Origin of the sequence: Paenibacillus sp. MSJ-34, from assembly GCF_018918005.1 — a bacterium.
Taxonomy (GTDB): domain Bacteria; phylum Bacillota; class Bacilli; order Paenibacillales; family Paenibacillaceae; genus MSJ-34.
The window spans coordinates 70,005-87,440 of sequence record NZ_JAHLPR010000006.1 but is presented as its reverse complement, the minus strand read 5'-3'; the positions used below and the strand labels follow the sequence as shown (position 1 = coordinate 87,440).

Below are 17,436 nucleotides of genomic sequence, written 5' to 3'. Positions count from 1 at the left end.
GCTCCGCTAGCTAGCAAAAAGAAGGAGATTTGCGACAAACGGCTCGTTGTCCTCAAATATCCTTCTTTCGCATCCCCTTCGATCAGCCTCGCCCGGCAAACCGGCGTTCGCTGAGCAGCCTTTGCAGCAAAATGAACAACAGCAGCAGCACGCCAATTACGATTCTCGTCCACCACGAGCTGAGCGTGCCTTCGAAGCTGATAATCGTTTGAATGACGCCTTGGATCAACACGCCGAAGAACGTGCCCACGACGTATCCGACGCCTCCGGTCAACAGCGTTCCGCCGATGACGACGGCCGCGATAACGTCAAGCTCCATCCCGTTCGCATGCAGTCCGTAGCCTGACAGCATATAGAACGTAAATACGACGCCGGCCAGGGAAGAACAGAACCCGCTAAAGCCGTAGACGAGCATTTTCGTGCGTCCTACCGGCAATCCCATCAGCAACGACGATTGCTCGTTGCCGCCGACGGCATACGTATTGCGGCCGAACTTCGTATAATGGGCCAAGTAAATCCCCATCGCAACGACCAGCAAAGCGATAATGACGCTGATCGAGATGAAATTGCTGCCGGGGAGCTTTATTTTCGTCTGCGCTACGGAAGTGTAGAAGGCGTTGTCGATCGTCATCGTATTGATGCTGATCACATAGCATAATCCTCTGGCCAGGAACATGCCGGCCAATGTGACAATGAACGGTTGGATTTTAAAATAATGGATGATCGCCCCCATCGCGGATCCGAGCAAGACCCCAATTGCCAATACGATCGGAATGACGAGATACGGCGGCCATCCTTGCTGCAGCAGACTGGCGGACACCATCGTTGTGAGCGCGATCATGGAACCTACGGACAGATCGATTCCGCCCGAGACGATCACAAAAGTCATACCCACTGCCGCAATTAACAAGAACGCGTTATCGATCAACAGATTCAGCAACACCTGCATGGAAAAGAAACCCGCATACCGAAAAGAACCGGCAATGAAAATCAGCATGAACAAGCCGATCGTGACGAAGAGCGGAACATATTGGCGTTTAAGCATGCCGCTTCACCTCCCGCTTCGCCGAATGGGCCCCTCTGCCCCAACCTCCGCCGAGCATGCCGCGGAATTGCTCCGATTGAATCAAACATACGGCCAAGACGACGACTGCTTTGACGACAAGCGTAATTTCCGGGGGAACCCCGACCATGTAGATCGTTGTCGTCAAGGTTTGGATAATTAGAGCTCCGACCAGCGTCCCCGTTAAATAAAACCGCCCCCCGTTCAACGAGGTTCCGCCGATGACGACGGCCAGAATGGCGTCCAACTCGTACCACAGTCCCGCGTTGTTTCCGTCGGCGCTTGAAACGTTGGAGCTAAGAATGAGACCGGCAATGCCCGCGCATAATCCGCAGAACAAATAGACCGCAAGCATGACCGTTTTCGAACGCACGCCTGCCAAACGGCTGGCGGTCGGTTTGCACCCGACCGATTCGATGAACAAGCCAAGGGCCGTTTTCCGGGTCAGGAACGACGCGGCGGCAAACACGGCGGCGACGATAAAAATCGAAAACGGCAAGGTGAGCAGCGAGCCCGCGCCGATATATTGGTATTTCGAACTGTTGACGGTAATGATCTGCCCGCCCGTAATCAACTGGGCGATCCCGCGTCCGGCTACCATCAAGATCAGCGTGGCGACGATCGGCTGGATGCCGGCGCCGGCAACCAAAAGTCCGTTCCATAGCCCCAGCGCCGCCGATAAAAGGACGGCAACGGCGACGGCGGCAAGGACGACGACCAGCGCATTTTGATCGGCGCTGCGGCTGATCATGAGGCAAGCCATGGCGCCCGTAATGGCCACGACGGAACCGACGGACAAATCGATGCCTTTCGTCGCGATGACAAGCGTCATTCCGATGGCGACCAAAATGAGCGGCGAACCGAAATTCAAAATATCGATCAGACTGCCGTACAGATGGCCGTCCCGCATTTTAATCGAGAAAAAATCGGGCGAATAAATCAAATTAAACAATAAAAGCGCGGCTAAAACGACAAGCGGCCAAAACAACCGATGCTTCATCATACCGTTACCCTCCTGCTATCGCCTGCATAACTTGCTGCTGATTCATTTCCTCGCCCTGCATTTCCTTGACCTTGCGGCGGTCGCGCAACACGGCGATCCGGTCGCTGACCCGGAGCACTTCCTCCAGTTCGGAGGAGATGAACAGAACGGACATTCCTTTTTGCGCCAAAGACAAGACGAGCTTCTGAATTTCCGCCTTGGCCCCGATATCGATGCCTCTTGTCGGCTCGTCCAGAATGAGCAAGCTCGGTTCGGTCAGCAGCCAACGCGCGAGCAGCGCCTTCTGCTGGTTGCCGCCGCTCAGATTGCGGATCAATTGTTCCGGGTCCGGCGGATTGATGTTTAACAGCTTGATATACTCGTCCGCAATCTCATCCTGCCGTTTTCTGGATATCGTCCGGAACCAGCCTTTACTCGCCTGCAGGGCGAGAATGATATTTTCCCTGACGGATAAATCGTCGATAATGCCTTCGGTTTTCCGGTTCTCGGAACAAAAGGCGATTCCTCGGTCGATCGCTTGCCTCGGGGTATGCGGCATGCCGTTCTTGCCGGACATCCGCAGCTCGCCTTGATCCGCGCGGTCGGCGCCGAAGAACAGCCTCGCCATTTCCGTCCGGCCGGAGCCGAGCAGTCCCGCAAGCCCCATAATTTCACCCTTGCGTATCAGCAAATCGAACGGTTCGATGGAGCCTTGCCTGCCTAATCCCGTCGCTTCCAGAATGACTTCGCCTTCCGGCTTTGTCCCGTCCGCCGCCGGTTTGGGCAAATGTTCGAGCATATCGAGCTCTTTGCCGATCATTTTCGATACCAATTCTATACGGGGAAGCTCGCTCGCCGCATACTCCCCCACAAATTCTCCGTTGCGGAGAATGGTTATTCGATCCGAAATTTCATACACTTGATCCAGAAAATGCGTAACGAACAAAATGGCCAAGCCTTCGTCCTTCAACTTATTCGTGACGGCAAAAAGCTGCCGCACCTCGTTCTGGTCCAAACTGGATGTCGGTTCGTCCAAAATAAGCACTTTGGCGGAAATGCTCAAAGCTCGCGCAATCGCGATCAATTGCTGCACCGCAACCGAATAGGTTTGCAGCGGCTGGGTCACGTCGATTTGCAAATGCAATCTTTCCCGAAGCAGCCGTTCGGCCTGTTCGTTCATCGTTTTCCAACGAATGCGTCCGAAACGGCGCGGTTCGTTGCCGATATAGATGTTCTCGGCGACGGACAAATTAGGACATAAATTCACCTCTTGATATACCGTGCTAATTCCGGCCTGCTGCGCTTCCTGCGGGTTATGAACGGCGATTTGCCGGCCGTCCATGACGACCGTTCCCCGGTCGACGGAATAGACGCCGGTCAACACTTTGATCAATGTGGACTTCCCCGCTCCGTTCTCTCCCATCAACGCGTGGACTTCGCCCGGGAAGAGACGGAAGTCGACGCCGGACAGCGCCTTGACGCCAGGAAACTGCTTATGAATATCCGTCATTTGTAAAATCGGCTGAAGTTCCTTCATCTGGCACATTCTCTCCCTTCAAGAAAATCCCGCTCCGGCGCACAAGACAAGCTTCCCGCGCGGAGCGGATTCTCCCGTTACTCGCAAATTAATACTGACGGTTCGGCAGCTCCCGTTTGGCATCTTCCGAAGTGAATACGCCCTCTTCGGTAACGATTCGTTTCGGCACTTCCTTGCCGTCTACAACGTCTTGCACCGCCTGCATCAATTGCGGGCCGAGCAAAGGATTGCACTCGACGATAAAATTGATCTTGCCTTCGCTGGCAGCGATAAATCCGTCCTTCACGCCGTCGACGGTAATGATGATGATGTCTTCGCCCGGTTTCAGCCCGGCCGCTTCAATCGCTTGAATCGCTCCTAGTCCCATATCGTCGTTATGCGCGTATAATACGTCGATTTTTTTGTGCGCTTTCAGGAATGCTTGCATAACTTCTTTCCCTTTGGCGCGGGTAAAATCGCCTGTCTGAGACGCGATCACTTTCAATTTCGGATTCGAAGCGATCACTTCCGCGAAACCGGCCTGACGGTCAATCGCCGGAGCGGAACCGGTCGTTCCTTGCAATTCCACAATATTGACGTCTTCCGTCGCATCCTTGTACTGATCTACAAGCCATTGTCCCGCCCGTCTTCCTTCCTCGACAAAATCCGAACCAATAAACGTCTCATACAGCGAAGTGTCTTTGGAATCGACAGCACGGTCGGTCAGAATGACGGGAATGCCGGCATCCTTCGCTTCCTTCAATACGGTGTCCCAGCCCGATTCGACGACCGGCGAGAAGGCGATCACATCCACTTTTTGCTGAATAAAGCTGCGGATCGCTTTAATCTGGTTCTCTTGTTTTTGCTGCGCATCGGAGAACTTCAGCTCAAACCCGGCTTCTTTGGCCGAATCCTGGATCGATTTCGTGTTCGCCGTTCTCCAGCCGCTCTCGGCGCCCACCTGGGAGAATCCGAGCGTAATCTTCTTATTGACGGAATTCTCCTGCTCTGTTTGCGTATCGCCCGATTGCTGGCCGCTTCCTTGCGTTTCGCCGCCGGTATTCGTCGACGCCGGCGCGCTATCGCCCGATCCGCTGCCGCCGCTGTTGCCGCAAGCCGCCGCGAACAACAGCATGAACGCCGCAGCCAGCACAACCCCTGTTTTTCTCCATGTTTTCATGTCTATTCCTCCCCTACGATTTCACCAACGTATCTGGCGTGTTTTGATTATAAAACGCTTACAAACGCCCCGGATACGGAGTTTCATCGTTGTTCGTTGCAATTTTTTATCGATTTGGCGGCATGGCGGAGCGATGGTTCGATTTCTTTTGCCGAAGGTGCGATTTTTTGTTTATGATTGCGTTTTCAATACGGATCATTCATAATTTTTAACATTAAGAAATCGTGGAAGGGCCGAGAAATCGATGAAGCTGATCGATTGGATTTCCTCCAGCTTGCGCGCCAAGCTGCTTACCATGTTTGTTATCTTGACCGTTATTCCGCTGATCGGAATCGGACTCATTTCGTACCAGAAATCGTACAACACCGTGTATGCGAACAGCAAAGCCGGAGCGGTATTAGTGGCCGACCAGCTCGCGCAAGAGATGGAAACCGTTTTCACGGATACCGGCAAATTGCTGGAGCTCGGCAAGCATCCGCGCGTGCTCCATTTTCTCTTTTCCCAGAGCGATACGTACGAGGATGCCAAAGAAATATTGCGAACGATGGATTCGTACCGCCAAACGTATAAATACGAAGGCGTTCTCAATATTACAATGATCAATTTATACGGCCGGGGCATCAGCGAACGGAGAGGCGTATTCCAACTGGACAAAAATCCGCTGCGCAACCCGCATTTCGCTTACTTGACCAATCATCCCGACGCCGTGCTCAACGTTCCGCCGCCCGACGCCTCCCCTCTGGACAGGCTGGACGGGCTGCCGTACGAGGACCGAGACGTCATCTCCATTATGGCCGCCGTCAAACAACGCATCACGCATGAAGTCATCGGCTTTATCGTGATCGATTTGGACGTGTCCGTAGTCAAGCAATTTTGCGACAACGTTTCCATCGGCAAAACCGGCTTTTTTTATATTGTCGATCAAAACGGCCGCGTCATTTTCACGCCTTCTCAATTGGAACGAAGCGTTCATTTCCCGGAACAGTCCGTTCTATCCGGTTTGGCGGTAGGTTCGCTTACCGGATATGTCGACAGCTCGAAGGGAGTCCCGAAATTCATTTTCGCATCGGCCTCGCCGACGACAGGCTGGAAAATCATCGGCCAGGTGCCGCTGCAAGAAATCGTGGAAGAAGCGAATTCGATCAGGCAACTGATCATCGTCAGCGTCGTCTTAAGCATCGCGTTTGCGGTAACGCTCCATTTCTTCATTTCCTCCAGGCTAACGCGCCCGCTTCAATTGCTGAAGAACAAGATGAAGCTGGCTGCGTCCGGGTTTCTGGAAGCGAAGGTGAACCCTACGGGCAAAGACGAGATCGCCGATCTGGGCAAAAGCTTCAATATTATGCTGGGAAAAATCAAATCGCTGCTCGAGCGCAGCATTAAGGAACAGGAAGAAATCAAGAAAGCCGAATTGCGCGCATTGCAGGCACAGATCAACCCTCATTTCCTGTACAACACGCTGGACTCGATCGTTTGGATGGCCGAAGCGGGCAAAAACGATAAAGTGATCCGTTTGGTCGAATCGCTGTCGCGCCTGTTCCGCATCAGCCTGAGCAAAGGGCTGGACTGGATCCCCCTGGAGCAGGAGATCGAACATGTGCATAGCTACTTGATCATTCAACAAATGCGCTATCGCGACATTCTCGATTATGAAATCGACGTGGATCCGAATATCCGGTCCCATTCGATCTTAAAAATGACGCTGCAGCCGATCGTTGAGAACGCGCTGTACCACGGCCTGAAGAACAAACGGGGCAAAGGAATGATCCGCGTCACCGCACGCGCCGCGGGCGGGCAGTTCATCGAGCTGGCCGTGCAAGATTCCGGCATCGGCATGACGCCGGAGAAGCTGGAGACGCTGCGCACCAACTTAACGAATCGGCATATTCCTGCGGAAACCGGGGAGGAAGTGTCCGGCGGATTCGGGCTCCATAACGTGCATCAGCGCATCAGGCTCTATTACGGGGAACATTACGGGGTACGCGTAGAAAGCGTTGAACTGGAAGGAACGACGGTGACGATTCGAATACCGACGAAAGCGAGTGATGACGGATGAAAAAATTATTGTTGGTCGACGACGAAATTTTGATCAGGGAAACGATACGGGACTGCATCCAATGGGAGAAGGAGGGGTTCGAGTATTGCGGGGACGCCTCCGACGGCGAAGTCGCGCTGCCGATGATTGAGCAGTTGCGGCCGGACATCTTGATTACCGATATTAAAATGCCGTTTATGAACGGCTTGGAGTTAAGCGAAATTGTACGCAAGCGGATGCCTGAGGTGAAAATCATTATTTTGAGCGGACACGGCGAATTCGAATTTGCCAGAAGCGCAATCCGCATGGGGATCGAGGAGTATTGCCTCAAGCCGGTCAGCTCGGCGGACTTGATCGGCCTTCTGCGCAAAGTGGGTGAGAAAATCGACAAGGAACGCAGCGAACGGGAACGGATCGAGCAGTTGCGGCAATCCGAACGGGACAATGCGGCCCTGTCGAAAGCGAAGCTGCTGGGCGATTTATGCAACGGGCTTCTCGCCGCTTCCGATGCGATTCGCGCGAGCGCTGCCTTATCCTTGCAATTGATCGCGCGTTATTACGCCGTAGCCATGCTGGACGTACGCATTCAACAGAACGATATCTCCGCTACCCGCTCGATTCCCGGCGACGAGCCGCAGGAAGCGGTCTGGCCGCTGCCGCAATTTCATGCGGGGCACCGGGAAGAGATATTGGAGTTCAAGGCAAGCCGCACGAAAACGGTCTGGATCGTCAAAGGCAACGATCCGGAAACGATGCGAAGCCTCCTGGAGCCTTTCCGGCAATTTCAGGAGTCCTCATCCGAGCAAACGGGCGATCTGTTCATGGCGGTCGGTATCGGATCGGTTCAAGAACGGCTGCAAGGCATTCACATTTCCTATTTGGAAGCCGAGGAGGATATGCATTGGCGCCGGTTATCCAGGCAGAACCGCCGCAATTTATGGGAGGCGACCCGCGGATCGCTGAATCAGCGCATCTTCCTGGACCGCAATTCGTTCATCGGATTTCTGAAGGTTGGTTCACCGGCCCAGACCGGGTCGTTCGTTCGCGAATTTGCGGCTGAGCTGCGGCTGATCGATTGGAATTCCTCCCTTATCGGCTATTATATTTTGAACGATATTACATTGGAGGTTTTCCGGACCGCCGAGGAGTTGTACCGGAGTCCGAACCCGCATGAAGACTTGCTGCCGCAATTTCAGAAATCGATCGAGGCGGTACGCACGTGGGAGGAGGCATGCGCTTATTTGACCCGGCTCGCGGAGCAATTCTGGCTGTGGCGCTCCCGCTCGTCCGACCGGTACGCCGATCTGCTGATGAAAGTGAAAGAATACGTCCATTCCAATTACGACAAAGACCAAATTTCGCTGCAGGATGCCGCCGAACATGTCAAAATGAGCCCGAGCCATTTAAGCAAAATATTCAGTCAGGAGACCGGCCAAACATTTATCGATTATTTGACGCAAACCCGTATCCGCAAAGCGATGGAGCTGTTGCAATCGACCCAGGCAAAGACATACGAGATCGCTTTTCAAGTCGGGTATAACGACGCCCATTACTTCTCCAATGTGTTTAAACGGGTTACCGGCATGACGACGACGGAATTCCGCAAACAGGGAACGATAGTCGAATCGCTGAATGCCGTCGGAAGGGGATAACGATGAAGGCGGCTATACCTTTTGTTCATATTGTGCCGGCAGCCGTGTTCCTGCTTGCGCTTCTAACGGCGGCGGGTTGCGGGAGCTCGCAGGAAGTAGCGCCTCCGCTTGCGGGGGCGCCTGCCGCGCCAAAGGAAGAGCGTCCCCCGCTCTTCACTTTCGGCATCGTCTATCCGATGGCGCATCCGTTCTATGAAGAGATAACCCAATTAGCGGAGAAAGCGGCCGAGCCCTTTTCCATCCAACTAATCGTGAAAGCGCCGGAAGAAATTAATTTGGAGCAACAAATCAGGATGATGGAGACGATGATCAAGCAGCGGGTAGACGCGATCGCGATCGATCCGATCGACTCGCGCGCGCTCGTTCCCGTCATTAACAAGGCGGTCGAGGCGGGCATTCCGGTCATCTGCTTCGAAGCGGATTCGCCGGACAGCAAGCGCCTCTCCTATATCGGCACGGATCATTTTCAGGCCGGAACGGCGATGGGCGGCGTCATTGAGCGCCTTCTGAAAGGGAGAGGGATGCTGCTCGTCCAGACCGGGCTCGCCGGCATGGAAATTCAACAAGCGCGGCTCGAAGGTTTGCTCCTGTATCTGGAGGAGCATACGGATATCCAGGTGTTGGAGATTCGATACCATGAGGGAAGCAGCGAACAGGCTCTGGCCGATATGGAGGCAATGATCGACGATCATCCGCATTTTGACGCCTTGGTCTCCATGGACATCATCTCCGGCTCGACCTCGGTGCTCGTCTGGAAAGCGAAAGGATTGAACCGCGACGCCGTCGCTTTCGGCCTGACTCCCGAAATTAAGGAAGCGGTCCATAACGGACAAATCGCTTCCGTCATCTCGCAGAACGAGCAAGACTGGGGGCATCTGCTGATCGACCATCTGTTGAAGGCAACCCAAAAAATCGCCGTGCCCGCGTTCGTCGATACCGGAATTCAGGAAATAAAGAAAGAGAAACAGGCTGTCGCCCGCTGACGGAAGGCAGCTTGTCTGCGTTTTGCCTTAAGCCTCGGGTGTCTCCTTAACGATCCTTCTGTCGAAATTCCGCTCGCTCAGGATGGCAATCGGCAGCAACTTTTCCGCATCTACCGATTGATTAGCCGCATACATTTACAGAATCAATGCTCGAAATCGCGATTTGTGTATGATATTTCGAATAAACTTGCTTCAGGGTTGCAAAGGCAACTCGGACTATTGGGGTAAAAGAAAGGCGAACCAGCGCCATGTCTGGCGCCGACTCGCCTACGCAAATCAGCTTTGCCTAATCCAGAAGATTCGAAATCACTTGTGCGCTTTCCGCTCGCGTCATTGTCTCTTTCGGGGCAAACAGGTTATTCCCGCGTCCTCGAATGAGCTCCCATGCCTGCGCGGCTCCCACAGCGTCCCGAGCCCAAGCTTGAATTCGATCGGTATCGCTAAACGAGCTTGAATTTGCCGCGGCTGCCTCTGCGCCGTGCAAATAATTATACGCACGCACGATCATAACGGCCATTTCTTCCCGGGTTATGACGGCATTCGGCGCAAATGTGCTCGAATCGCGCCCAAGCACGATTCCGGCGCTGCTTGCCTTCGCGATCGCTTCGACATACCATGCATCGGGATCCACGTCTGTAAACGTCATGCTCCCTGCGGCGGTTAACCCCAACGCGCGTGCCAGCATCGCTGCGAATTGCGCTCGCGTTACATTCCCTTGCGGATCGAAACGAGTCGCGTCGACCCCTTCGATGATGTGTTTTGCCGCCAGTTTTTTAATGGCTTCCATCGCCCAGTGGCTCTCTCCTACATCGGCAAACGTTTTGTTGTATTCCAGAACCGTATATTTCCCTAAACGTTGAATCTTCGCAGTTATGATGCCGTCCGCCAACGTTCCGCCCACGTACTTAAGGGATCCGTCTTCCGCAATATAGTAAATGCCCAACAGATCGGGATCGGCATTCGGATCGACTTGAAACGCAATCGTTAATGGCTCGGCAAAGGTTGTTACCGGTACGGAAGCTCCGTCCGCACCAACGGCTTGCATGTTAACATCATACATATCGCTTGCCGTCGTCAAATGAGCCGTACGATGGGCAGCAGAGTTGCCAACAATCCGGGCGGCTTCTTCCTTCGGAACGAGCCGCATCGAGAAATGAATCTGCGCCTCTTCGGCCTCATCTCCTAGTACAGCGGCTTGGATGGTCTTCAGAGATTCGACCGGGAACTCGATGGTCATATTCGGCCTCGCAAACCGGAGACGGTTATCTCCGAGAATTTCCGCAATATTGCCCGGAAGAATGACGGTATCTTGATTCTCCGAAATACGGACGATCACCGTGCCATCGACTGCGTCTCGCAAATCGTCTGCGTCAAGCACCAGGGTCGTCGATGGGATCTCGGGCTTCGCCGGACTCTTAGGCTCTGATGGTGCTGCCGGGGTACTCGACGACGAAGTCGTTGCCGTGTCGTCGCGATCCGTGTTATAGACGATTACGGTTCTTGTCACCTCGTCAGCCGCATTGCCCGCTGCGTCGCTTACATTGTAGCGGAACGTATACGTTCCCGCTTTCGCTGTATTGAGCTTTGTTTCGCCATTTACGCTGCTGGTCACCGTAATCGCGATGCGATCCGTAATGTCGCCGTCCCGATCGTCCATCGCCGTTGCCCCTGCATCCGTATAGCTTGCGCCGACGGGCAAGCGAACAACCGGTTCGCCCAACAAGCTAATGACCGGCTTCGTCACATCTGCTTCGACATCTTCCGATACGATGACCGTTCTTGTCACTTCGTCGGCCGCATTGCCCGCAGCATCGCTCACATTATAATGGACCGTGTAAACGTCCGGAATCGATGTATCGATTGCCGTTAGTCCGTATGCGCTGCTAGTTACCGTAGTCACGATGCGGTCCGTAATGTCGCCGTCCCGATCGTCAAGTGCCGTCGCGCCCGCATCCGTGTAGTCCGCGCCGACTGGCACATGGACAACCGGCTCGCCAAGCAACGTAATGACCGGCTTCGTCGTATCCGCTTCCGGGCTCTTGACCGGCGCAATTCCCACAAAGGACAGCATCGGCGACTGGTTGCTTTGCACTGCCTTCAGCTTCAGTGTCAATGGTCCGGCTTCCGCCATAGAGAAGGTATACCCTTCTACTGCGTCGAACGAATTGTTGTCGAGCGTAACGGTGCCCACAAGCACGCTTTGATTGCCGTACTCAAGGTACACTTCTTCGGTGCGGGAATAATCAGGCCACCAACTGTAAGTGCCGAGAGTTAGCATATGCTCGCCGGCAGGCAAATTGTCAAACGTATAAGTAAGGGCAGCTCCGATCTGATTGGCGGTATAGATCCCCGTCGTGGTTTGCTTGCTGTACGGGCCGCTTGAAATCCCTTTGTACGATATGGACGGCGTGCCGCTAGCGTTGTAACCGCTATGGCCCCAACCGTTGGCCGTATCGTAAATCCGGTCCGGGGCATCGTTGAGAAGCGGCTTGCCGGCCGCAGCGGCAAGAGCCGCGACAGCAGTGTATGCGGGCGAATCGTAGCCCAATGTGTTGCCCGCCGTATGTCCAGGCGTCAGGCCGTTTGCCGTAGCGTTAAGATCCACGAAATACAGAATGTCCTCAGGTACGACTTCCACATAACAAACGGTTTCAAGGCTTCCGTAAGTGCCTGTTACGGTTACCGTTTCATAGGCGGTGTCGAAACGGACGCCGTCCAAATTCCAATTGACGGTCACGAACGATTTCGATCCGTCTTCATGTGTCGCCTCCACTTTCTCGGGGAGATTTGGCGCCCCGCCGACGTAGACGGCGGCATAATGAGGCGAGCTAAGCTCCCGTATATCGCCCGTAAACAACTGGTTCCGGGCAAAAACAAGGCGTGCCGCGAGTTGTTCGGCCCCCTCTTGATCCAATCGGTAGGAAACAGGATGATCCAGCGCTTCCTGACCGGCGTTCCGCGCGGCTTCAAAAAGCTGCCAGTCGCTGTCGCGGAATTCGTCCAGCTTGTCGATGCCTTGCGCCTCTGCTACCGCCTCTTGGAGAGCAGCCGTATCGGGCGTACCTTTCACTTCGCCGGAAACAACCGCCACGGCGTCCACAACCAAGGTGCCGCTTAATACCTTGATCCGAACGGTATGCTCGCCATATGCAAGCCCGCGAAGCGTAAAGGTTTGGTACAATTCCTTAGAGGCCGTCGCAATGGCTGAAGCCGCTACGATCTGCCCGTCCACCGTCACCTCCAGCTTCGCCGAACCGTCGTTGGGGCCCAGAATATCCAGTCCGGTGCCTACAAACGTGTATTCCAGCGCAGCATCAGCGCCTTGGCTGGTAGAAAGGGAGCGTTGATAATGGAACATGCCCTTGCCGTTATCATGCGCCCACGAACCGCTGTAAGTCAGCTTAGGGGCGGGGGCGGAAGCCAGATCGTGCATCTCAAGATCGTCAAGCGCCTCGGAATAGTACGGCGCGTAGCCTTCCACCGTTTCAACCAGCAAATTGTCAAAACGGACGTGATAATATCCGCTGCCAAGATCCACCCGGCCGGACAACTTGGGATTCGGATCGGTATAGGAGGCAAGCTCCACGCCGTCCAGGTAGGCTGTCACTTGATTGCCCGCAACTTGAACGGCAATGTTATGCCATGCGTTATAAGCGTCGTCAAAATCGTCGATCTTCACGCCGCCGGAACCGCTCGCGACATTGCCGTTCGCCACGGAACGGCCATCGACCAGCAACTGCCAGCCGCCGTCGAACCAAAATTTCAGTACATAAGGCGTGCCGTTGATCGTATGGGAGCTGCCGCCGCCCTGATATCGGGCGCCAATCGCGGCGTAATTTGCGCCGCCTTGCGTATTGTTCGTTTCGAACGAAACGTCGACACTGGCCTTATAGTTGGTCCACCGGTAATCGCCGATCGCTGTGACGGGCTCGCCGTTGTTCCACGTGCCGCCAAGTCCCATAAGCCCGCGATCCAACTGCTGGCGCAGAACATAGTTTCCGGATTGCTCGTCCAGATACGCCTCAAACGCGCCGTTGCGATCATGGCTGTAGCGGGGTATTGCGCCTTTCGGGCCGCCGCGTGATTCGATATAGCTTTGATAGCCCGTAATTTGGCCGCCTTCGCCGATCACCGGAACCGTTTTGTCGGAATAGTCAAAATCGTCTGCATACAATATACGATCCTCGGTATTTTGAACCGACCCTGTCGCATCAGTGTCAAGCACCGTGCGCTCGCCCTCAACGGGGAGCGGTATATGATATGCATCGTTCCCGTTATTTTCCAATGTCGTAACGGTCACAATCGAATAAGGTTTGACGCGCACGGTGTAAACGCCCCCGCCATCGGCCGATATCTTTCCGAGAAACTTCATATAATTGCTGTTGAAGGCTTCTCCCTCGTCGGCCGCGCGAGTTTCCCATACTTCCAGGGAAGGAGTGCCCGTATAGCCCATATTCACCGCCTGGAGCTTGTAAATTCGTTCATATTCGCTGTCATTCACGATAACAGTCGAAAAGTCGCTTTTGTCCGGAGCCGCGAGCGTCATGTAGCTCGGGGTGCCGTTGCGTCCGCTGACGGGATTCGTGCCTGTCGCGCCGGTGTAGCTGGCTTGCGCAACCGCTCTCCAGATCCCCTCGTTATTATTTTCGTTCTCCCAACCTGCCTTCGCAAACCAACTGAAATGCCGGAGCACGAGTAGGCCCGCGTCATAGTGAATCCAGCCCGACCACGGATCGCGCGCGCTGACCAATTCTTTGAAGGAATATTGCCCGCCTTCGTAGAAGGAGCCAATGGCCGGTTGGTACACAAAATGCGTCCGGCGGGAATTGACGAACCCTTTAATAATGGTGTTGCCCATTTCCAGCGCGCTGCCTGTACCGCCTATGCCGGTGCCCGCCACTGCGGGGTCCTTCGTATTGTTGTTGGGACGGAAGGACGAGTTGCTGAAGGTAGCCTGCGCCTCGCTGTTCCAAACCTCAATGTCAAATTGCTCCGCGAGCCGTTTGAAATTGCCCGCACTGTCGTCATCGGTGTTGTAATGGTAGGCGGCGACCGCCACCGCATCCCGCAGGGAGGCATCGTTCACCATGCTGCCGCCGAAGGAGCCGATCCCGACTTCATCGGAAATGATAACTTCGATGCGATGATAAAGCGCTTTCTCTTCTTCGTTCGCAAAACTTTCGTTATCCGTTCTGACCCGCTCGGCGTATTGTTTCGTCCACGTCAAATCCGGCGCATGCTCGTTAATATGGGGATTGACGTAATCGACCATATAGCCGTACTCGCGATAAGCGGCCAGAATGGTGTTTTTATACCAAGTATAGATTTTGTCGTTGCTGTCCGCCCAAGCGGGAGCGCTCCAGCGCAGAATGCTCACTTTGAGATTCGGGTTCACCGCCTTGGCGTCGGCCGCAAGCTGGAACCCGGGATGCCGGGTCACGTTGGCCTCTTCGTCGGCCGTACGCATCGTGGCCGGATCCGGACCGGTGGAGTTGTTGCGGTCGTTGCCCATCTCGATTTTCACATGCGTCATGATGGGATTTTCTCCGCCGAATAGAATCTGCAGCAATTCCGCGTAAGCCTCGGGATGCTCGGCCTTATAATCCATCAACAGCGCGCTGGTGCTGTTGGCGCTCAGCACGCCGAAACCTTTGAACGTCAGGCCGTTGACATTGTCGGCTTTAATATCGTTGCCGTCCAACAAAATCTTGACCATGGACGCTGCGTTCTGCCGGGCGTCTTCGATCATGCCTTTGATCCCGCCCTCGGCAATGGAGAACCAGCTCAAGATCGGTTTTTCGCCGGACACGTAAGCGTAGGTCAACGTCATGGGAACGCTCGTGTCAATGTCCTCGGGAATCGTAAATTCGCTTGAAATGAACCGGGTCGCATTGGTATTGAACTGGTCAAGATGGACGGTCTGCGTACCGCCGCCTAGATCCTGATACTGAATGCTGGGCCGTATGACGCGGGAGCGGTTGCCGTACCAATCGTGGAAACCGCTGCTGAGCGTGTAGGTTCCGGCTTCAGGAGCTTTTAATTGATAAATGATATGGTCGTTGGCGGCACGCAGTCCGACAACCCATATCGATGGGTCGGCGGCCGGGTCCGTATGTCCCCCGTCTTTGGAGTTTTTCACCTTGTGTACGGAATCGTCGAACCCCCAGCCGTTCGTTCCGCCGGCATACTTCTGATCCGGCGCTTGGTTGAGCAAATGTTCGCCGGTCAGCTCTTTGACCGCTTCATACAGCGGCGAGACAGCAGGGCCGTTGCCTACGGAATCGCCGCCTCTGCCGCTATCCACGAAGTAAACCAAAGGATTGCTCGCGGGCGGAACAACTTCCACATTGGCGACGACCGCCCTGCCCCCCGCCGTACCGGTAACCGTCACGGTATCGTAAGGCACGGCAAAGGTGTCCTCGCCAATATGCCAGGTTACAGGCGCACTCTGGCCGTCAACTTCCAGATTGTCAGGCAAAGTCGTTCCTGCCGTTGTCTTCGCCCCCATGTAGGCGGCCGCATAGACCGTATTCACGCTATCGGCGAATGCGGTCGGCAGACCGAATGCGGGAAACAAACCAAACAACAGCAAAGCGGCCATTGCGATAGAGCATATCCTGTTTCTGGCGGTATGCTTTCTGCTCATTCATACATCCTCCTTTTGATTTACAGCCGTCGGCCTTAGCGGTACATGGCACACATTGAAACCGCTGTCAAAAATAACTTCGTCCGATGGCCGGATTCAGCTTTTCCGGGTGTCAGTGATCCGATCCATTTTCGACTAGCCTTTGAATACACGCCTCCTCTCATCGCCGATACCGCGATTCGCCAGCGGCCTTCCCCCTGAAAGCGTTTTTTTAAAGCTCAATAGCTGTTATATCATACCTCCTCACAAGGGGAACATGTACTTTTCCATGGACATCCTGCAAGATTTTAACGGATCTTTTGTGAATGATAATCCGGTCGGGGCAAGTAACAACAATTTCGAACAGAACATGTAATTTTGTTTGCTATTGATAAAATCCAACTCTCCCGCGCGAAGGTGTGTACAAAAAGCCGCCAATTGGTTAATGTGAAAGCATGAGAAAACAACGGCAAATATAATGACGGACATAGGGAGGCCTCCGTTATGGGAAAATGGATTACTTGAAAGAACGCTTCGATCGGGAAGTACAATTTGCTATCGACGCCCCCACCTTGGAAAAATACATTCCAATGTATTTAATGACATTCGGGACGAGAATCCGCGTGCTGGAGCCGGAAAGAATTAGAAAGTTAATGGCTGAAACGGCTAGAAAACTGGCCATCTTCTACGAAACGGAGTCGCAGCTTCACTGACAGGCTTTGTCAGGGGGGCTGGCTTATGATTGAACAAGGAAAACAATTAAAGGAGGACTACATCAGATGAAACATCATGCATTGGAATTGTATCGTTATCACGTTTGGGCGAACCAAAAGGTGATTGACCGCCTGAAAGAGCTTCCGAGAAATATTTGCGATATGGAAATTCAAAGCGTCTTCCCTACCGTTTCCCAGGTGCTCGCTCATATTTATATTACCGACAACTTGTGGTTCGCGGTCGTTTCCGGTGAAGAAAATAATGAGATCTTTCCGAAGATCGCCCGTTGGACGGAGGAATCGAAGGACATCGGACTAGAGGAGACCGAGAAGCTGTACGCGGCTATAGGGGAGCGGTATCAATCTTTCCTGTCGGGACATCCGAATTTGGACGAGGCCATGACCATTCATCATCCCAAATATGGGTCGCTGGATACCCGTCCTTCGGAAATTATTCAGCATGTCGTCAATCACGGAACGTATCACCGCGGCAATATTACGGCGATGCTGCGCCAGTTGGGCCACGCCGGCGTTCCGACGGATTATGCCTTCTATTTGTTTGAAATCCGCAATGGGGAGCGATTTTAACCGACAACAGTTAAAAGATTTCAGTAAAAAGAGCGAGGCTAGTGGTCAATTTCCGCTAAATTCGCTCTTTTTTTTCATCATTGCCCAAGGGGCTGTAAC

General features: G+C 54.0%; 10 protein-coding genes. 5 read left to right on the top strand and 5 right to left on the bottom strand.

Annotated elements, in window-relative coordinates; translation table 11 throughout:
- Nucleotides 1-82 precede the first annotated feature (82 nt).
- The 4 genes from yjfF to KQI79_RS04480 form a co-directional block, all read right to left on the bottom strand.
- A complete protein-coding gene (gene yjfF, locus KQI79_RS04495) occupies nt 83-1,045 on the bottom strand; it encodes a galactofuranose ABC transporter, permease protein YjfF (RefSeq protein WP_216537031.1) in 963 nt (320 codons plus the stop codon).
- On the bottom strand, nt 1,038-2,066 hold the full coding sequence (locus KQI79_RS04490; protein ID WP_216537030.1) for an ABC transporter permease: 1,029 nt from the start codon (nt 2,064-2,066) through the stop codon (nt 1,038-1,040). The genes yjfF and KQI79_RS04490 overlap by 8 nt, the downstream gene beginning before the upstream one ends.
- A 4-nt stretch (nt 2,067-2,070) precedes the next feature.
- On the bottom strand, nt 2,071-3,582 hold the full coding sequence (locus KQI79_RS04485) for a sugar ABC transporter ATP-binding protein (RefSeq protein WP_216537029.1): 1,512 nt from the start codon (nt 3,580-3,582) through the stop codon (nt 2,071-2,073).
- 88 nt (nt 3,583-3,670) lie between these two features.
- Entirely contained in the window at nt 3,671-4,741 is a 1,071-nt protein-coding gene (locus tag KQI79_RS04480; RefSeq protein ID WP_216537028.1) for an ABC transporter substrate-binding protein, read from the bottom strand.
- Nucleotides 4,742-4,985: 244 nt separating this feature from the next.
- Here KQI79_RS04480 and KQI79_RS04475 point away from each other — a divergent pair, with 244 nt between their 5' ends.
- Genes KQI79_RS04475 through KQI79_RS04465 form a run of 3 tightly spaced genes read left to right on the top strand, consistent with a single transcriptional unit; the run spans nt 4,986 to nt 9,411 of the window.
- Nucleotides 4,986-6,797, top strand: a complete 1,812-nt coding sequence (locus KQI79_RS04475) for a sensor histidine kinase (protein WP_216537027.1) — start codon at nt 4,986-4,988, stop codon at nt 6,795-6,797.
- Entirely contained in the window at nt 6,794-8,428 is a 1,635-nt protein-coding gene (locus tag KQI79_RS04470) for a response regulator (RefSeq protein ID WP_216537026.1), read from the top strand. The genes KQI79_RS04475 and KQI79_RS04470 overlap by 4 nt, the downstream gene beginning before the upstream one ends.
- Nucleotides 8,429-8,430: 2 nt before the next feature.
- Nucleotides 8,431-9,411 (top strand): sugar ABC transporter substrate-binding protein, encoded by a 981-nt coding sequence (locus KQI79_RS04465; RefSeq protein ID WP_216537025.1) that lies wholly within the window; start codon nt 8,431-8,433, stop codon nt 9,409-9,411.
- A gap of 286 nt (nt 9,412-9,697) precedes the next feature.
- Here the strand turns inward: KQI79_RS04465 and KQI79_RS04460 are convergent, their stop codons facing one another.
- Nucleotides 9,698-16,057 (bottom strand): S-layer homology domain-containing protein, encoded by a 6,360-nt coding sequence (locus tag KQI79_RS04460; protein WP_216537024.1) that lies wholly within the window; start codon nt 16,055-16,057, stop codon nt 9,698-9,700.
- Nucleotides 16,058-16,557: 500 nt separating this feature from the next.
- Here KQI79_RS04460 and KQI79_RS04455 point away from each other — a divergent pair, with 500 nt between their 5' ends.
- Nucleotides 16,558-16,749 carry a WCX domain-containing protein gene (locus KQI79_RS04455; protein WP_253297946.1) on the top strand — a complete coding sequence of 64 codons (192 nt, stop codon included), beginning with the start codon at nt 16,558-16,560 and terminating at the stop codon, nt 16,747-16,749.
- Nucleotides 16,750-16,815: 66 nt separating this feature from the next.
- Nucleotides 16,816-17,337, top strand: coding sequence for a DinB family protein (locus KQI79_RS04450; RefSeq protein ID WP_216537022.1), 522 nt, complete (start codon nt 16,816-16,818; stop codon nt 17,335-17,337).
- The last annotated feature ends 99 nt before the right edge of the window (nt 17,338-17,436 follow it).